Annotated in this window: 17 protein-coding genes and 3 pseudogenes; 12 read left to right on the top strand and 8 right to left on the bottom strand. The window is 59.0% G+C overall.

The genetic code is table 11. The annotated features are described in order from the left end of the window. Nucleotides 1-539: pseudogene (gene istB / locus ACM43_RS10855) on the top strand (IS21-like element helper ATPase IstB); the annotation flags it as partial. A 257-nt stretch (nucleotides 540-796) separates the two neighbouring features. Here the strand turns inward: istB and ACM43_RS10850 are convergent. The 3 genes from ACM43_RS10850 to ACM43_RS10840 form a co-directional block, all read right to left on the bottom strand. Next, nucleotides 797-1834, bottom strand: a complete 1038-nt coding sequence (locus tag ACM43_RS10850; protein WP_050996292.1) for a cytochrome-c peroxidase — start codon at nucleotides 1832-1834, stop codon at nucleotides 797-799. Nucleotides 1835-3972: 2138 nt separating this feature from the next. Continuing rightward, on the bottom strand, nucleotides 3973-4224 hold the full coding sequence (locus ACM43_RS10845; RefSeq protein ID WP_124163407.1) for a hypothetical protein: 252 nt from the start codon (nucleotides 4222-4224) through the stop codon (nucleotides 3973-3975). Beyond that, nucleotides 4208-4588, bottom strand: coding sequence for a hypothetical protein (locus tag ACM43_RS10840; RefSeq protein WP_271539996.1), 381 nt, complete (start codon nucleotides 4586-4588; stop codon nucleotides 4208-4210). Before ACM43_RS10840 ends, ACM43_RS10845 begins: the two co-directional genes overlap by 17 nt. A 747-nt stretch (nucleotides 4589-5335) precedes the next feature. On the opposite strand from ACM43_RS10840, the gene ACM43_RS10835 reads away from it, so the two are divergent. Beyond that, nucleotides 5336-5581 (top strand): hypothetical protein, encoded by a 246-nt coding sequence (locus ACM43_RS10835; protein ID WP_124163405.1) that lies wholly within the window; start codon nucleotides 5336-5338, stop codon nucleotides 5579-5581. 158 nt (nucleotides 5582-5739) lie between these two features. Beyond that, the gene (locus ACM43_RS10830) at nucleotides 5740-5982 is read left to right on the top strand and encodes a hypothetical protein (RefSeq protein WP_162130869.1); all 243 of its coding nucleotides are present in this window, start codon (nucleotides 5740-5742) and stop codon (nucleotides 5980-5982) included. Nucleotides 5983-6036: 54 nt separating this feature from the next. Here the strand turns inward: ACM43_RS10830 and ACM43_RS10825 are convergent. After that, nucleotides 6037-6231 (bottom strand): annotated as a pseudogene (locus tag ACM43_RS10825) (DUF3892 domain-containing protein); the annotation flags it as partial. Between the two features lie 697 nt (nucleotides 6232-6928). On the opposite strand from ACM43_RS10825, the gene ACM43_RS10820 reads away from it, so the two are divergent. Genes ACM43_RS10820 through ACM43_RS10805 form a run of 4 tightly spaced genes read left to right on the top strand, consistent with a single transcriptional unit; the run spans nucleotide 6929 to nucleotide 8106 of the window. Continuing rightward, nucleotides 6929-7081, top strand: coding sequence for a hypothetical protein (locus ACM43_RS10820; RefSeq protein WP_271539993.1), 153 nt, complete (start codon nucleotides 6929-6931; stop codon nucleotides 7079-7081). 22 nt (nucleotides 7082-7103) lie between these two features. Beyond that, nucleotides 7104-7286, top strand: coding sequence for a hypothetical protein (locus ACM43_RS10815; protein ID WP_036031881.1), 183 nt, complete (start codon nucleotides 7104-7106; stop codon nucleotides 7284-7286). Between the two features lie 6 nt (nucleotides 7287-7292). Next, nucleotides 7293-7856 carry a hypothetical protein gene (locus ACM43_RS10810; protein WP_124163403.1) on the top strand — a complete coding sequence of 188 codons (564 nt, stop codon included), beginning with the start codon at nucleotides 7293-7295 and terminating at the stop codon, nucleotides 7854-7856. Continuing rightward, a complete protein-coding gene (locus ACM43_RS10805; RefSeq protein ID WP_124163402.1) occupies nucleotides 7792-8106 on the top strand; it encodes a hypothetical protein in 315 nt (104 codons plus the stop codon). Before ACM43_RS10810 ends, ACM43_RS10805 begins: the two co-directional genes overlap by 65 nt. 405 nt (nucleotides 8107-8511) lie before the next feature. Here ACM43_RS10805 and ACM43_RS10800 read toward each other — a convergent pair whose 3' ends face one another. The 3 genes and pseudogenes from ACM43_RS10800 to ACM43_RS38840 all read right to left on the bottom strand — a co-directional run. Continuing rightward, entirely contained in the window at nucleotides 8512-9657 is a 1146-nt protein-coding gene (locus ACM43_RS10800) for an NAD/NADP-dependent octopine/nopaline dehydrogenase family protein (RefSeq protein ID WP_271539990.1), read from the bottom strand. A 221-nt stretch (nucleotides 9658-9878) separates the two neighbouring features. Continuing rightward, nucleotides 9879-10775, bottom strand: a complete 897-nt coding sequence (locus ACM43_RS10795; protein WP_081493104.1) for a DMT family transporter — start codon at nucleotides 10773-10775, stop codon at nucleotides 9879-9881. Between the two features lie 239 nt (nucleotides 10776-11014). Continuing rightward, nucleotides 11015-11994: pseudogene (locus ACM43_RS38840) on the bottom strand (IS3 family transposase); the annotation flags it as partial. 1233 nt (nucleotides 11995-13227) lie between these two features. Between ACM43_RS38840 and ACM43_RS10785 the strand changes: the two are divergent. Continuing rightward, the gene (locus ACM43_RS10785; RefSeq protein ID WP_260374211.1) at nucleotides 13228-13596 is read left to right on the top strand and encodes a hypothetical protein; all 369 of its coding nucleotides are present in this window, start codon (nucleotides 13228-13230) and stop codon (nucleotides 13594-13596) included. Between the two features lie 295 nt (nucleotides 13597-13891). Here ACM43_RS10785 and ACM43_RS10780 read toward each other — a convergent pair whose 3' ends face one another. After that, nucleotides 13892-14080: a hypothetical protein gene (locus ACM43_RS10780; RefSeq protein WP_124163396.1), complete on the bottom strand. Its 189-nt coding sequence runs from the start codon at nucleotides 14078-14080 to the stop codon at nucleotides 13892-13894. Nucleotides 14081-14661: 581 nt separating this feature from the next. Here ACM43_RS10780 and ACM43_RS38835 point away from each other — a divergent pair. The 4 genes from ACM43_RS38835 to ACM43_RS10760 all read left to right on the top strand — a co-directional run. After that, a complete protein-coding gene (locus ACM43_RS38835) occupies nucleotides 14662-14817 on the top strand; it encodes a transposase (protein ID WP_081493138.1) in 156 nt (51 codons plus the stop codon). A gap of 32 nt (nucleotides 14818-14849) precedes the next feature. After that, nucleotides 14850-15260: an IS66-like element accessory protein TnpA gene (tnpA, locus tag ACM43_RS10770; protein WP_148090219.1), complete on the top strand. Its 411-nt coding sequence runs from the start codon at nucleotides 14850-14852 to the stop codon at nucleotides 15258-15260. A gap of 21 nt (nucleotides 15261-15281) precedes the next feature. Then, entirely contained in the window at nucleotides 15282-15635 is a 354-nt protein-coding gene (gene tnpB, locus ACM43_RS10765) for an IS66 family insertion sequence element accessory protein TnpB (RefSeq protein ID WP_036032419.1), read from the top strand. Nucleotides 15636-15735: 100 nt separating this feature from the next. Further along, nucleotides 15736-16304: IS66 family transposase zinc-finger binding domain-containing protein (locus ACM43_RS10760; RefSeq protein ID WP_271539981.1), on the top strand; the 569-nt coding region annotated here is incomplete at its 3' end.

Here is a 16304-nt window from a genome sequence, read left to right as displayed (position 1 = left end):
CAAGCAGGTACGTGAGCTTGCTGGCGCGCGCTGGATTGCCAATGGCGAGAACGTGCTGCTGCTTGGGCCGCCTGGCGTTGGCAAGACGCACCTGGCGGTCGCGCTGGGGCGTGAAGCGATCCTGACTGGGCATTCCGTGCAGTTCGTCGCAGCCACGACGGTCGTTGCGCAACTTGCCAAAGGACACAGCGAAGGCAGGCTTGACGAGAGGCTCGCGCAATTTGCCAAGCCAAAGCTCCTGATCATCGACGAACTCGGCTATCTGCCCTTTGAGCCCAATGCCGCACATCTCTTTCGTCCAGCTCGTCAGCCGCCGTTACGAGAGAGGCGCGATCCTGCTCACCAGCAACCGCAGCGTCGGCGAGTGGGGCTCAGTCTTCGGCGACCCTGTGGTCGCCACCGCGATCCTTGGTCGCCTGTTACACCACAGTCACGTGATCACAATCCGCGGCGACAGCTACCGCTTGAAGGAAAAGCGTCGTAGCGGGCTTTTACAGAAGGCCGCGGCGCAAGAAGCTAAATCGGAGAAAACGTCGTGAAGCAAGCCGCTCGCTCGCTACGGCGCTATGGGGGCGCGCTCCGCGAGCGGCTTGCTCCACATCCGCCAAAACAACAAGGGGGTCACTTCTTCATGTCGCTACGGGGTTAAATCCGGACGTCGCTTGACACAGGGAGCAGTGCGATCCTCAGAGATCGGTTCGATGAGCCTGAACGCGCGCCGGCTTGCGGCAGCTACAAAGCGGAGCTGCGTCGCCGCAACTAAACCGTAGAACACTCAGGATAGTGAACAAGGGCACTATCTGTCTAAGGACGGTGGCGGCGTCTCCTTTGTGCGCGTTGGCAGTATCGGATATTCGATCTTGGGCAAACGGCCGCTCAGTGAATTAAGAAACGCAACGATATCGTTCGTCTCCTTCTCGGTGAGCTCGGCGCCGAGCTGGACCTCACTCATAATGCCGACGGCTTCCTGGAGCGTCCAAACCTGACCCGAATGGAAGTAGGGAGCTCGCAAGGCTACGTTGCGCAAAGGGGCGGCGCGGAACACGTATCGGTCGCTGAAGGCCTTCGTGACCGCGAAACGCCCCTGGTCGGCTGCGGGAAGCAGTTTGCTGTCTGGTCTTTCAATCACGCCGAACGGGAAAAACTCCTGCCCACCAATATTGATTCCGTTGTGGCAGGAGGCGCAGCCTTTGTCCATGAACAGCCGCAATCCCGCCTTTTGGTTGCCATCCAGCGCGTTGCCATCGCCGTTCAGATATCGGTCGAACGGAGCTGCTGGTGTCGTGAGCGTCGCTTCGAAAGCCTCGAGCGCTTTCGCGAAATTGTCGAAGGTGACCGGCGGTGTATCAAGCGGGAATGCTTGCTTGAACCTGCCAACATAATCTTCCATCGAATTCAGTGTGGTCGTTACGTGATCCGCAGTCGCATTCATTTCGGCGCTCGCCTGAACGGGCCCCTTGGCTTGTGCCTTAAGATCCGGCGCGCGTCCGTCCCAGAATTGCGCGACATTGAACACTGAATTGTAGACGGTTGGCGCCCGCCGCGCTCCCCGTTGCCAACCGTGACCAACTGACGTTGGACCCGCGTCGACGCCGCCGGTTCCAAGATTGTGGCACGTATTGCAGCTAATGATCCCACTCGCCGACAGACGAGGGTCGAAGAACAGCATCTTCCCGAGCTCCGCTTTCTCGGTCGTCACGGGATTGTCCTTTAGGGTGGGGATAGCAGAAGGGATCGGTTTGAAGATCTGTCTGGCTGTCATCATCAAATCGTCGTTTGCGATAGCATTGCATGAGACGAGCATCAGAACGGTAGTAATCGATACCTTGCGCATGACGTGAGACTTCCAGATTTTGCGGCGCCGCTACCGAAGAACAGTTCTTCAGAAAAGGCGATTTCATCGTCCATCTGCTGAACTATGACGGCCGCCGTCTTGTCGATTTTGATCTCGGTAGTGCGTCCAATCGCTAACATCCTGTTACTTCGCCATCACCGCACTGGCTCCATTTGTGATCGGCTCGGCTGGAAGGGCCGCTGCGCCCGCGCGGACCGGAAGCCGCGCGAGCGCGACTCGACGTCGCGAAACATGCGAAACGACGCTGTCCCTACCGCGCCCGCGCTGCCGGAGAGCTGGCCGCGACATGACTCGGCGCCTTGGACGTCGCATAAACGAAGCGCCGTCCCTGCCACGCGGCTAACCTTGATGGCCAGACTTGCCGCCTGACCACCGCTCCTTCCGTGGGGTGCCGTCAAGCTCCAGGGACCAGCAAGAACTGTAGCGCCAAAGCCGCTCGTCGCGTGCCTACCTGATTTGGTTGGTCAGACGGAGATTCAGTGATGACATAACGCCAGAGGCCCCATCCCCCCCCGCGGTTGATGGCGCTAATGGTCGTTTCACCACTGCCGCCATCTCGAATGGCAGGAGACGCACCGTTCGATTGCCGAGCACCTTGACGAGCTTCACGACCGGCGCACTGCCTTGCTTGACGAGCGTCAAGAACGAACTGTTGTTGTTGACTCGGTATCTTTGCTCCTGCGACAAAGGACATGACCAATGGACGTTCTTGGTCACTTGAGCCGGAGGCGGGGTTGCTGCACGAGGTGTTGATTTCGGGCTTCAGGTCATCGAAGCTGATGCCGCCTAATTTCGTTGACCGTCGCCATCATGCGGTGAATGCCATAAGTCAACTCAGTCGAATAGCGTGTTATCGAGGTCGTTAATTACGACACGTTTGACGTCTTCATTCAAAGAACTACCCCGTTTTCCGCTCCATGGCCCCCTTGGAGATCGTCTCCTGAGAGCTCGCAACCAGGTCGAGCGGATCTTTCAACAGGATCGATCAACGCCGTGGGGTGGCAACGCGCTATGATACCTCGTTGAAAGCAGCGACTGACGCGCTTTCTCCACGGAAACAGCGAGAGCCCGAGATAGCTCAAGCGCCTGGTCCACTGTCACTTGGAAGTGAACGCCGACAATACTTGCAATGACGAGCGTGATTTCGTCATCCATCTGCTCAATACAGATCGCGGCCATTTCATTCAGTTCGATCTGAGCAATACGTCCGAGGGAACATCCGGCTCATTCGTCATGGCTACACTCCATCCGGCGATTGGGCTCGCGACTGGGATAGGGTGCGTCCCGACAGCGATTCAGCCAAGAGAGCACGAACTGGTCAGCTACAAGAGTATGTAGGTAAGGCGCGCGTCACGAAGTCAGTCGCTGTGGGGATTAAGGTCGAAAGCAAGACACAACCACGTGCCGCGCGATCTTTGCACCGGCGCTAAACACTAGAGCGCCGACTCTGCGCCGCCTAGAGCGATGAAGACTGTGCCGCCTGGAGCGATGAAGACTGTGAGATTTCACGTGGGCACCGGCAAGCACTAAACCTGGTAGGTCTCCCCACGACCCCTCTCCCGCTATAATCCGCTTTATCCCGTGGTGTGACAGCCCTCACGGGAAAGCCGGGTGGTTGGCCTCTTGACGCCGAGGCTGACTACTGAAGTTAGCGGCACGTGATAGGGACAGCGCTTTCCTTGCTGAGCGGAAGGCGTTCAGGGTCACGTCGCCGCTAACTTCCCCGGCAGTGTGAGCGCGGTAGGACATCGCCTGCCATCAAAGTGACGAGCCGCGCTCGCGCGACTTCAGGACCGATACTGATGAACAAGGGATAACGATCAGTCCTGGTAGTTGTGCTAGGGCGTTCGCCGAATGATACCACACCCCGTCAGCTTCTTCCGCTGCTTGAGGCTGACCGTGGTGAAGTTAGCGGTGCGTGGTAGGGACAGCGCTTCCGACAAAGCGCCGAGTCACGTGCCGCTAACTTCTACTATGGGTCCGCATGGGCGGTGACAATCAACCCTCCAAACCTTCGCTCGTTGAGCTTTGATCGGCACATCACATCCCTGCGGTCGCAAGCGCGTGCGGTGCTTGCAACCAATCAGGCGCGCGCGGCCGATCAGGCTCTGCGCCTGTCAGATCGCCAAGTCGCGACAGTAAAGTAGCCTGCCGCCCTCGCCGATCACCGGCTGGCCGTACTTCCGCATGAAGTATCGCGTCCCCTTGCGTCCACGATCCGACGTGCGGACCACAGCCGACCGATTGGTGCCCATGTTCTCGAACATCTCGCCGATGATGGCGACCCGGTCGCGAGCGATCTTGCCCTTGTTGGCGATCTCGTAGGCGGCAATGCCGGATGCGCCGGCGGCTTCAATGTAGGAGATCATCCGCTCTTCGTCGGTCAGATTCTTCGAGAGCCGCCGCCTCCCCTTCGGCTGCTAGGCGAAATGCTCTGAGCCAGGCCGGGGCAAGATCGGGCTGCGTCTGCGCGACGATGGGCATGGTGTGCGGCCTATCGAGCCAGAGTGCATCACGGAGCGCGGCAACGGGAATGGCGGGGTGTTCCTTGGCGAACGTGCGGCAGAGGTTGATGAGGTTCGTCGCCTCGACCGCGATGGCGAACTTGATCTCGGCCTTGAGCGCCTGATGCTCGTTCCATGCCCCGCCGGGATCGCGGCCGAGCAAGAGCCTGATCTTCAGGAACGTGGGATGCGCCTGGGTGAGGAAGCCAGCCAGTTCCGGATCAATCAACGGCGGCTGCTCGACTCCCCTCGCCCTCGGGCGACCTCGACCGGAACGCATCGCCGCCGGGAACACTCTGCCGTGTCCAGCGCGCATCGAGAGCCAGATCAGCTTCTTCCGGTGCAGATACCGCGCGATGGCCTCTGCCTCACTAGGATGGCACGGCAAGGCGCTGGCGAAGCCAACGAAGGACCAACCATCGTCCGGCACTTGAGGAACGCCGCCTTGGCGTCCCACTCCGACATGACCTTCCTGCGCATCGGATAATATCCACTTCCATCCGTCGAAGTGACGGACTCATCCATCATCCAGCAAAACATCAACTGACGACTCCGGGGTTTCGCCCCTATACATAGACGTAATCCCCTACACACATATCTTCATCAGAATATATTACGACTATATATTACTATCTTATATATAGGGGATACCCTCCAATGGTCTCGCAGGCCCTATCGAAAGCAGGGGTTTAGTTTTGCGGACGTTTCCGCGCATAACCGAAACCGGCCCCAAAAGATAATATGGAGTTGGCGATTTCCATGCGCGAGATCGGCCTGCTCTTTCCGGCTCGCTAACGATGGGCCAGCGGCCGTCCGTCAAGATGCCTATCAAAACTCTTGCGTGACGGATAATCCGTCGACTATCCATTGATTCCGGCGGGACCGGCGTGATTCACGCCGGACGGGGACGAGAAATCCACACCGCACGTCGCTGATCTGAACAACGCCCTTCAGGGCGAACGGGAGAGCTTTGTGTATGTCTCAAAATTATCTGAACACGCCGGGATCGAAGGGCGGTGGCGCTTCGAGTGACGCCGCCGAGAAGATTGTCAGCCGGGCAGCGATGCTCCGCATCGCGATCATCGAACTGATGCTCAACGGCTACCGCCTGACGGCTGACGAGATCGCCAAGCAACTGAAGGAAAGCGTCCTGGCGATCCGTCCGCGCGTCTCGGAACTCGTCAAGATCGGCACGACCGCCGGAAGAACGTCAGCGGCATGACGGCTCACGAGGACAGCCTGACCGCCGTCGATCTCCCGCAGCCCCCCCCCGCAAAACCGCTTCGCTCCGCGCCGCAGGCAATGCACTCGGATCAGAACGCCTTGTTCAGCTGAAGGGGAGCGCCGTGACCGAATACCTGCTCACGCATTCAGGAAAAGATGATCACGCGCCGCGCGCTCGGGCTCGAACACGGCAACTCGATCAGCCGCAACTTCGTCGCCGCTCATGACAACGGCGAAGACATCGGTGTCGCACAGCGCCTTATCGGCAAGGGCTACATGGTCCGCAACCCCGAACGCGATTTCGGCTCGATGCGCGTCTTCGTTGTCACGGCGGCCGGGGCCAAGGCCATAGGCAAGAAGCTGCCGCCCGCCTACGTCGTTCTGTCCGCCGCCGCCTGACCCCCTCGTCTTGATGTACTTGTGCCCGTTGTGGACGGCCACGATCACATTGGCCTTGTGTTCTTCTTCGACATAGAACTCCCATACACCGTTTTCGATTTCTTTGATCGTGGCATTGACGGATTGCTTCCACCTGGACCCGTCCGGATTTACTCCGCCAACGTTTTTGACTCGCTCGTGAGGGTTCTGCCTGTCAGTCTTGTTGATGCATTGAATTCGTATGCGGCTGATCACTCGGGTCTCTCCCATCTGCAAGAAAAAAGAGCCTCAGTTTAGACCTCGGGCGTGGGTTAGTGGCCGACCAATCCTAGTAGGTGTCTCGCATCCTTCTCCGCGCCGAGTCCCGCCCGCACTCCCAGCGACCCGCGGCTGTGATGCGGCAACCGGTTCTGGTAGTTGTGGCACGGCTTTTTTCGATGAATGTATCCCGCCGTCAGCTTCTTCCGCTGTTGTGAGGCTGGCGGTGGAGTTAGCGGCGCGGGATAGGGACAACGCTTTTTTCTCCAGACGGGCGCCGAGCCACGTGGCCGCTAAACTTCAGCCGGGGGCCAACCGATGTATTCGAGCGGCAGATCACGGCCCTACAGTCGCAAGCGCTTGAGGTGCTTGCAGCCAATCAGGCCCGGGTCGCCGATCAGTCTTTGAGCCTGGCAGATCGCCAACTCGCGACATTTGATGCCGAGGAGGCTCAGGCAGTGTTGGGCATACTCGATAGCGTGAAGCCCAATCTTAGGCCGAAGGACGCGCGGCGGATCGCTGCACGCATACGCGCGCTTCTAGAGGGGACGAGGTGAGTGTCGCCCGACTCTCTCGGGGTAGAGGCGGCCAGCCCTGGTCTTCGAGGACGGGCTGGCCACCATCGCTTCCGACGCCGTTTGGGCGAACCCGCACCCAGGCTCGTGGGCATAAGCGGATCATCTGGTGCGGCGATCAGGACAGCGCCGGTTTGAAGCTGCGCGCGGCCACGGCCCAACTGTTCGGCATCGCGCGGTTCTATTTCGTCAACTGGCCGGAAGGTTCAAAGGACGCCAACGATCATCTGCGCAGCGATGGCGCGCAGGCGGTGCGCGAGTTGGTGCTTTATGGCCCGTTGCCGTAGCCGACGAGCGGCCTGTACCGGAATGAGCGATCTGCCGGATCCGCCGCCGATGACGATCTGGTCCCCGGGGTTCAACAGTTGGGGACACCGCTGCAAGCTCGCGGCTGGCACCTTGTCGGTGACGACCGACAGGGAGATCGCCGATGCGGACCGCTGGATCAATGAGCACTATCTGTTTATGGGCCCATCCGGACCGGTGGCCTGATCTGCAATGGCTGTTGTCGCAGGCGGAGGCTGCTGTGCATCGCCACAGCGTCCGGATTCCTGCAGATCGATCCCTGGAATCGGCTGGAAGCGAACCGCGAGCCGCGCGAAAGCGAGACCGACTATCGGCCGGTGCCTGCGCGAGCTGTACAATTTCGCCGTCGACCTCGACTGCCATGTGCAGATCCTCGCGCATCCGGCCAAGGCAGGAGATGGCTACAGGCGCAGCGATCCGCCGGAGCTGGAGCACATCCACGGATCGAAGCACTGGGACAACATGGTCGACCAGGGGTTTGTGGTGCATCGGCGTCGGCTGTTCAACGACAAGGGCGAGCGCGAGTTCAACACCGAGCTGCATCACAAGAAATCTCGGTTCGAAGAGCTTGGGTACGCAACCAAGTTCGGACTCGAGTTTCAGAGCGACACTGGGCGGTTTGCCGACTGCAACCTCGCGAAGAGAACGCCCGCAAAGCAGCAACAGCAAGCTACAATTTTGAGCGCGGCGAATGACGGATTACGACGCCTATCTGCGATCAGAGCAATGGCGCACCAAGGCGGACGCCGTCATTGAGCGCGAGCACGGCGGTTGCCAGCGCTGCGGCGACTTGGCGCGGGAGGTGCATCACCGCACCTATGAGCGAATTTTTCGCGAGCGCCTCGAAGACCTGGAAGCGGTCTGCGCTGACTGCCACAAGCTGGAGCATGGGCTGTCGTCTGCAGCCGACACTGATCGACAAACACGGAAGCAACAGGCGTATCGTGAGCGGCTTGTTCGCGAGCTCTATGCGCCAAACAGAGGTAAAACATGGACTGCATTCTGATCCGGCGCGACGAACCGCCGAAATTCAACCCGCTCGAAGAGGCCGTGATAGGGGACGTCGCGCCTTCGGTCTGGTGCGGCCCGCACGTGGGCACGCGTCTCGCCGAGGCGATGCGAACGCTGCGTCTGATCCCGATACGCGCGGTCGCGGGCTATGGCGCTCCGTGGCCTGCCTACAATTACGAGTTCGAGGACTTGCTCGCTCAACAGGCGCAAGGCGAACTCGAGAAAACGATGCGGATGCAGAACCGCACGCGCCTGCTGCCGTCCTTCAGCGATGTCACGCGGATGGAGGCGGCGATCTGCTGGCCCGCCCGCTACCTGCTCGGCCAAATGCATCTGCGCCGGGCGGTCAACTGTGTCGCCCTGGCGCACTCTCTCGAACGCGACGCGGGATGGGTCGCGGTCAAGCGCGGCGGCTATGCCGACACATGGCGGGCGAACCACGATGGCGGACGGGTCGCTCACCCGTTTGAACGAACATGGCAAACTCTTCAGATGTCATATTGCCGAGGCCCAGGTTCGCCAGGGTACGCGCATGTGACAAGAATGAATTGTCTTTTAGCAGATATTGGCCAAGTTCTGCGATCAACTTCATTCGGCTCATCGACAATCCCTGCATCCTGCCCAATTCGATCATGGGAACGAGGCCGAACGGGATATCTTCAAGAATATATCTCGTCCGCAGGTCTTTCTGCCCCCTAATCTTCTCGTAGGCCGGATTCTTGCGACAGATTTCGGAAAGGCTTTCGCCCTGCACACCGTAAATTAATCGGTACAGCTCGCGCACAGAGGGCAAGTCAAAGTCGAAAGACTTCCCAAGAGCTACGCGTTCCTGGTCGATATCTTCCGCAAAGGCTCCAATGGTGGGGGTGATACCTTCTGAATAGTAAAGCCAGTCGTGCTGAGATTCGATCATGGAGAGGTTAAAGATCGTGGGGGCCGGATGCATTATGACAGCGCCATTGGACAGGCTCGTTTCCAGGACATTTCTTGCACCCCGAATCTGCGGGAACACCTCGTTGAGCAATTCCAGGATTTCGTTATTCTTGTTTGCCGGCAACGTGGCAAGTAATACATCCTTCTTGATGGCAAGGATTTCGGCGTAACCAGGTTTCCCACTTCTGCACGCGTAGAGAAGATGATTGCTTTCCGCAACTGGGATATTTGCGGTGCAACCCGCATTTCGGAGAATCTCGCGGAATTCTATAGCCCCGCACATCGCACCCGGATGAAGGAAAACGATCTGCCCGTCAACCAAGTGCGAAGCGCACTTGGTCGCTATCTCAGCATGCGCGGTTGCTGGGGTGACCACCACCACAACGTGTGCCCCTGCGAGCGCTTCGCCGATGTCCGTAGTCGCGAGTTCAAGTCCGCCAAAACCTTGGAGAGCGCCGTCAATGTTGATCCCACCAAGTTTGTTTATCTCTTCAATTGTTCTCGCCGTTCTATTGTACAATCTAACGCGACATCCCATGATGGCTAGATGACCAGCCATGGATTGACCACCATGTCCTCCACCTATGATTGCCCATATGATATCCTCTTTCATTTATGGTTTTACAGGATAGTGCCCCGAAGCGGATCTCGCGAGCGTAGTGACAGAGATTCGTCTTCTGGGCGGGCGGCTCGTGCCGAAGGATAGGCGAACGCTGTTGAAAGCCGCGCAATCTATGGCCTGCAGCGCATTCCTCTCAGCAATGATGTCAGGTTTACGTGGTGAGTTCCGTCGGCATTCTTGATCTCCGCAAAGCGCGTTGTGAAGGGCAACGTTCATCGTTGTCGCTCATAGAAAGCAGTGACAAAGCCGGAGATAGTTATAACGAAGATACCAAATAATTCGATCATGGTAGGAAGTTCACCCCAGATAATGAAACCGATACCAAGTGAGAAAACTAACGAGACATAGCCGAAGGGCGCGACCATCGAAGCAGCCCCCAACTGGTAAGCCATAGTTACCAGGATCTGCCCGATGCCGCCGACAAGCCCGATAGCAATCAAAGTCGGTATATCAGCGAGTTCTGGCCAAACATTTGCAAAGGGCAAGGTGGCTGCGCCAACGACGACTCCCGCCAGTGTGAAATAGAAAGCGGTCGCAGTGCTTGACTCGGTATCAGCCATCCTGCGGATAAAAATCATCGCGAGCGCGGCAGTCAACGCGCCGGCCAGCGACAGAACAGCGCCGAGCGAGATGCCGCTAACATCTGGATGAACGACCAAGAGAACGCCAGCAAAGCCGATGATCACGGCGGCCCAGCGATGGAGCGGCACGGTTTCGCCAAGCATGGGAATAGCTAGGATCGTAACGAATATCGGTGCAACGTAGCTTAGCGCCATGACTGTTGCTAACGGGATCATGCTGAGAGCGGTGAAAGTGAAGAACATCGAGCATATGCCAGCACCCGAGCGATAGAGATGAGCGCTAATCCGCCTAGTGCGCAGCTCCTGCCATCCGCTCAGCCGATATGCCAACCACAAGGTTGGGACCATAGCGAACAAGCTACGAACGAACAAAATCTGTCCAATTGGATACTGTGGACCCATTCCTTTGATAAGCACCACCATAATGGTAAAAAGGGCGGCCGAAGCCAGACTACATCCGATAGCTTTATAGACAGCGACACGGTTTGAATTCACCAATGCAATCGGTCCGAGAGAAGACGTTCTCATACGATAAAACTCATGGTATCTCTAGCTAGAACCGGGGCAACTACCTGAATTGGTCGGCGGCATGGTCCGCCACTGAACGCTAACCTTGTTGCTCCTTTTGCAGCGAAAGAAGAGGCCCCGTCGCCAGACTCGCACGCGTTCGTTGCGTCAGTAAGACCGACAGGACGAAGCCCCACGAGAGAATTAGCGGCATCGGCGGAGTATATTCGAACGGAAGTCAATGGAAGCCAGACCGTCATCGGCGCGCGGTTTTCCAGCGCCTGATGGGGGCGCTGGAAATTGTAAAACTCGATCCATCGGGCATTCCGGCTTTGGCCTCGTGGCCATCCGAATAACCCTTGAGATAGGTGAGTGGCGCGGGGCATTGCAGCCCCGCGCTCTCTCAGAACCGGACGTGAACCCGAACCGCGCCAGCGCCTCCTCCAGGGCGTCGATGCAGAACGACACGTCCATCGTATTGGACAGGCGCCAGCTCAGCACGGCCCGGCTCGCCCAATCGATCACAGCCACCAGATAGAGGAAGCCGCGTCCGATCGGGATATAGGTGATGTCGGTCGCCCTGACCTGGTTCGGCCGGTCGACGGTCAAGCCGCGCAGCAGCTAGGGATAGATCAGGTGCCCCGGCGCAGGCTTGCTGGTGCGCGGCTTCGGCCCCAGTGCCTCGATCCCCATCTTGCGCATCAGCCGCTGCACGCGCTTGCGGTTGATCGGAACGCCATCCTCGCTCAGCAGCCACGCCATCCGCCGCGAGCCCAGAAACGGCCGCGCGGTGAACAGTTCGTCGATCTGGCGCATCAGCGTCAGATCGTCGTCATTGGCCGGCTGCGGCGTCCGGTAAACGCCCGAGCGCGACAGCCCGAGCAGCCGGCACTGGCGGCGGATCGACAGCACGCCATGCGCGCGGTCGAGCTTCGCCCTGCGGTCCGGGATGCTCATCTTCCGGACCTCTTCGCTAAAAAATCCCGCTCCACGACCAACTGCCCGATCGTGGCATGCAGCTTCTCGATCTCACGGTCGCGACCAACGTCCGCCGCCTCCCCAGCGGGATCAAAAGCTCTGGCCGCCTGATCCAGCAGTTGCTTCTTCCAGGAATAAATCTGGTGGGATGCACCTCCTAGCGCTGCGCCAGATCGGCCACGCTCACCTGTTCACGCTGCGCCTCCAAAGCGATCGTCGCCTTCAGCGCCGCGTCGATCTTCCGTCTCGTCTTCTTCGTCATCGTCCGCTCCGTTTACCAAACGGAACGGCTACATTCCAACTAGGCTTCTGGTCCCAAATCCGGGGGCCACTTCACCGATTCCCGCCGGTCACCAACTTTGGGCGATAGCTCCATTCGTTGTCACGTACATGTAAGGAGTGTAAAAGCCAATCTGACCGCCAGAATTACTAACTTGAGTTCCTGAATAGCACTCCAAGCATGACCCCACTGTGCTTGAGGGATAGCTCGCGACGCCAACAATGGCTGATTGCGGGGTTCGCTGACGGTACTAACCCCTTCGGCAATAGATGACTCACCTCGTTGCCCACGCTGAATTTAAGGTTTATGGCTCGGCAGCGCAGGAACGTGCTGCCACGGTCTTTGCTCCCATGGTAGAGGGGCGCATCAAACGGAATACCTTCAACGTCGGGCATCGCACCCCTCCTCGCTCTTGGGATCGAAGATGCAGCTGACTCATCTCACCAAGACATCTGGTTGTGGAAGCATCATGAAGAGAGTGCAATGTGCGGCCTCGCATCCGGCTTACGCGTCCGTCGTCTTATAGTGAAGTCGGAGGCCGCCTTGCACCTCAGTTTTGTGCTGCTGAATGGGCTTTACGTTGTGCATACACTCCGGAGAAGCGTGCTACTGAGGTGACGTGGATGCCATCTTCCCTTTATGGGTGCTAGACGGACTGCTCGGCTGCAGATGTCGAACTGGAGTACGAGAGCCCGCCGACAACTTCGCTTGTCTTCTTGCCTTCCGCTTGTTTGTTTGATGACACAGAATGTTGAAAGTCCCAAATGACCAAACGCGGAGACAGCGGGATGAGGAGGCTCGCAAAGCTATCGAATTCGTGTCCGGCTTGACTAACCTAATGCTCCCAGTCGTTGTTCGTGAAGGCGAGCGCCATACGGCGCGCCATCCACCTTGAACTAAATGCGGAGCAGTTTTGCGATGTAGTGTGCAGAAATTGCAGTCTCATCTAGGTGAAAGACCTCGGGCACCATCGCCCGGGGCCAATTCGTTGGTGTGATTTGTGAAGGGTGCCTAATTAGGACACCACCCCGGTTTGATCGCTGCATTGCCTCGCCCCCGCCGCACACCGATCCATGCCGATGATGGTCGCCCCTCAAGATTGCGCAACATCAACTCCTTTTTCTGAGGAGTTGCCTTTGCGCGTCGAGCCTCGCTAATCTGCAGCACCGGTGCGAGCTACTGCGGCTTCCAATCCAGCAACAAAGGAAACCTGATATGATCCCTCTTGAAGAGGCCTTTATTCGAGCGATAACGTTGCTTGACGGTCCAAAACCGACCGAGCAACGGGCTCAAATCGTCGCCCACCTGGATACTATTATAGACTATGCACGCGACGATGCCGAGGAGCGCCTAGCCCATAGCTTCAAAGCGGTGGCCCTGAACCATCTCGACAGTATCGGTCGAGATACGTCGACTATTGTTAAGGAAAAAATGGAGCTGGCTCTGATCGCCACCGAAGAATTGATTCTAGCTATCGTCGAGCGCAACCGGCGGGAAATAAGATCCGAGCGATGTCCATGCAGGAACTTTGCAACTGGGCAATACGCCGGCCGGTTGTCGCGATCAGCTAAGCATGAGCAATGACTACCTCCACCAAAGACATGCGCGCAGCGCCATCGGACCAAGCAATAACCTTCAAAGTCACGGCCGGCGCGTGACTGGAAGCCCTTCGATCGAGGAGTTCATGGTCTACTTGTTCGAGCCCGACGGGAATGTAGTGCACTGCGTAAGGCTGATTTGCGCTGATGAGGAAGCGGCTAAGCAGCGACCACAGCAATTAGCCAAGACCAATAGGGTCGAGCTTTGGCAGCTCACTCGCAAGATTGCGAGCTATCCGTCACGCGCGAACTGAGGCGCTTGGTTTACGCAGTCCTCGCTCTTACCCTTTGCCATGGCGTTTGTCCCTCACACACACGATCCCGGTCTCCCGGCGCCGGCGCTTCAGGTCTTCCTGGTAAAAAGTCACCGCCAGATGGATTATCCTTCCGGCGACCGCGATCGGATCGTTGATATCTAGGAGGACGGCGTTCTCATCATCGGCTTCATCTGGTGCCATCGCGCGGCCCAACCTGCGCACCAACCCAAAATTCAGCGAGTTTCGCGTTAAGGTCGTCGCAGATCTCTATCGGGCCGATCGGATCAACATCGCCCATTTTCTAGAGACCAAGATACTGAGGAGGATCGCCACCTCCACAGACCACTTCCATGGAAGGTGGCGGCGATCCCGATCGTCTCCGTATCCTTTCGGTGGCATCGACTACCGGAAGAAATACGCTGAGGGCCTCTCTCCCGAGGAGTCTCGCATCCACCGCCAGCCGAGCTGAGATGGATCGAGCGTGCCATCGGGCCGCGCCGCTAAACGCCCTTGGCGCAAGGCATATCTGACCGCACCTTCACTGCAGCCTTCCGCCCCCATTCCCTTCGGCTCAATCCCATCTTCCGGTTTTCTCCATGTCTGCGTAATTGCGCGGGTGCGTAAAGAGTGTCAGAGTCTGTCGCTAGAGAGTATCCCTCCGGCGGCGACCGCCTTGTGTAGTTTGCGGGGCGGCCTAAGGATTTGACCTTAACTCTAGCTTTAAGGTCACGTCGGGAATGCAGGTCAATGTGTTGGGCGCCGAGCGTCGGCGGCGATGGAGTTAGGACGAGAAGGTGCGCCTTGTCGAAGAGACCTTGCAGCCCGGCGAGACGGTCTGCGGGGTGGCACGCCGGCACGGGGTGGCTCATAGCCTGCTGTTCACCTGGCGTCGACAAGCGGTAAGCGCTCCTTTCTACGCACCTATGCAGTTGAGCGCGGGGATGGGATGAGGTGTCCACCATGAACGAGGTGGACACCATCGATGATCACTCCAGAAGAACTTTTGAGACTTGAGACGGTCGGCGTGTTGCGCAATGGGCGGCGTCGCTATGATCCGGCCAGCAAACAGCGGCTGGTCGAGGCCTGTCTGCAGCCTGGCGTGTCGCTGGCGGGGCTGGCGGGGCTGGCGTTGCAACACGGCGTGAACGCGAACCTGCTGCGCAAGTGGGTGGCCAAGCGACAACGTCAGAACGGGGATGGCCAGCCGGAGGCGCCGATTGCGCCAGCCTTTGTTCCGGTTCGCGCGCCGTCGCCGTCGCCAACTCGATCTGCTGGCGCGATCGCGGTTTGCGCGACGGAGCGATCCTGTGCAGGGCGGCTGACGGCATCGATGCCCAACGGCGTGAACGCTTTCGCTGGAAGGCGGCGACGCGCAGTTAGCTGTCGGCGGTGATTGAAGCGCTGGGGCGTTGCGATGTTCCGGCTGGCCTCTGATCTTCGGGTCTACCTTCACCGCGAACCGATTGACTTCCGGGCGGGCATCAACAGCCTGGCGATCGTGGTCGAGCAGTCGATGGGGCTGGATCCGTTCCAGCGCGCGGTGTTCGCGTTCTGCAATCGTCGCCGCGACCGGATCAAGCTGCTGATTTATGACCGGTCAGGATTTTGGAAGCTGCTGAAGCGGCTGGAGGCCGACAGATTCCACTGGCCCCGAAGTCAGGAGGCGGTGCTAACGCTGACGACGGAGGAGCTGCACTGGCTGCTTGACGGCATCAACATCGCGGCGGTACGTCGTCATCCGGTGCGGCAATATCACAGCCTGGGCTGAGCGTGTTCGATGCGGGCGGCGTCATCAGCGCTATCGGATGACGCCGGCCACCGCATGGAACTCGGTTGACGCGGCGGCATGACTTCGATTCAAGACTACGATGAGTCGCAGGCCCACGACGCACGAGCTGGAAGCCTTGATCGCGGCGCACGCGGCCGAGCTCGCGGCGCTGAAGGCGGAGAACGAGAAACTCGCGCAACGCGTCCTGCATCTTGAGGAGCAGTTGCGCCTGGAGCGCTTGCGCCGCTACGCGCCGAAGAGCGAAACGCTCAAGGAGCGCATCTTCAACGAAGCCGAGCAGGCCGCCGCTGAAAGCCGGGACGACGACGATGTCGAGGCGGTCGCCGTGCCGGACACGGGATTGCGGGAGGCTCCAAAGCCGGCACCGAAGACACGCGGCCGCAAGCCGCTGCCTGACGATCTGCCGCGCCAACGCGTCGAACATGATCTGGGTGAGGATCAAAAGGACTGTCCGTGCTGCCGCAATCGGATGCATCGGATGGGCGAGACCGTCACCGAGCAGTTGCACGTCGAGGTGAAGGCGTCGGTGCTGCAACATGTGCGGTTCAAATATGCCTCCCGTCTCTGCGACCGCACCGCGCTGAACACCCCGATCGTGACCGCGCCGATGCCGGCGCAGCCGCTGCCGGGTAGCGTCGCCACGCCATC

Source organism: Bradyrhizobium sp. CCBAU 45321 (assembly GCF_028128975.1).
Lineage (GTDB): Bacteria > Pseudomonadota > Alphaproteobacteria > Rhizobiales > Xanthobacteraceae > Bradyrhizobium > Bradyrhizobium yuanmingense.
The sequence above is the reverse complement of the archived record's forward strand: the minus strand, read 5'-3'. Positions and strand labels throughout refer to the sequence as shown.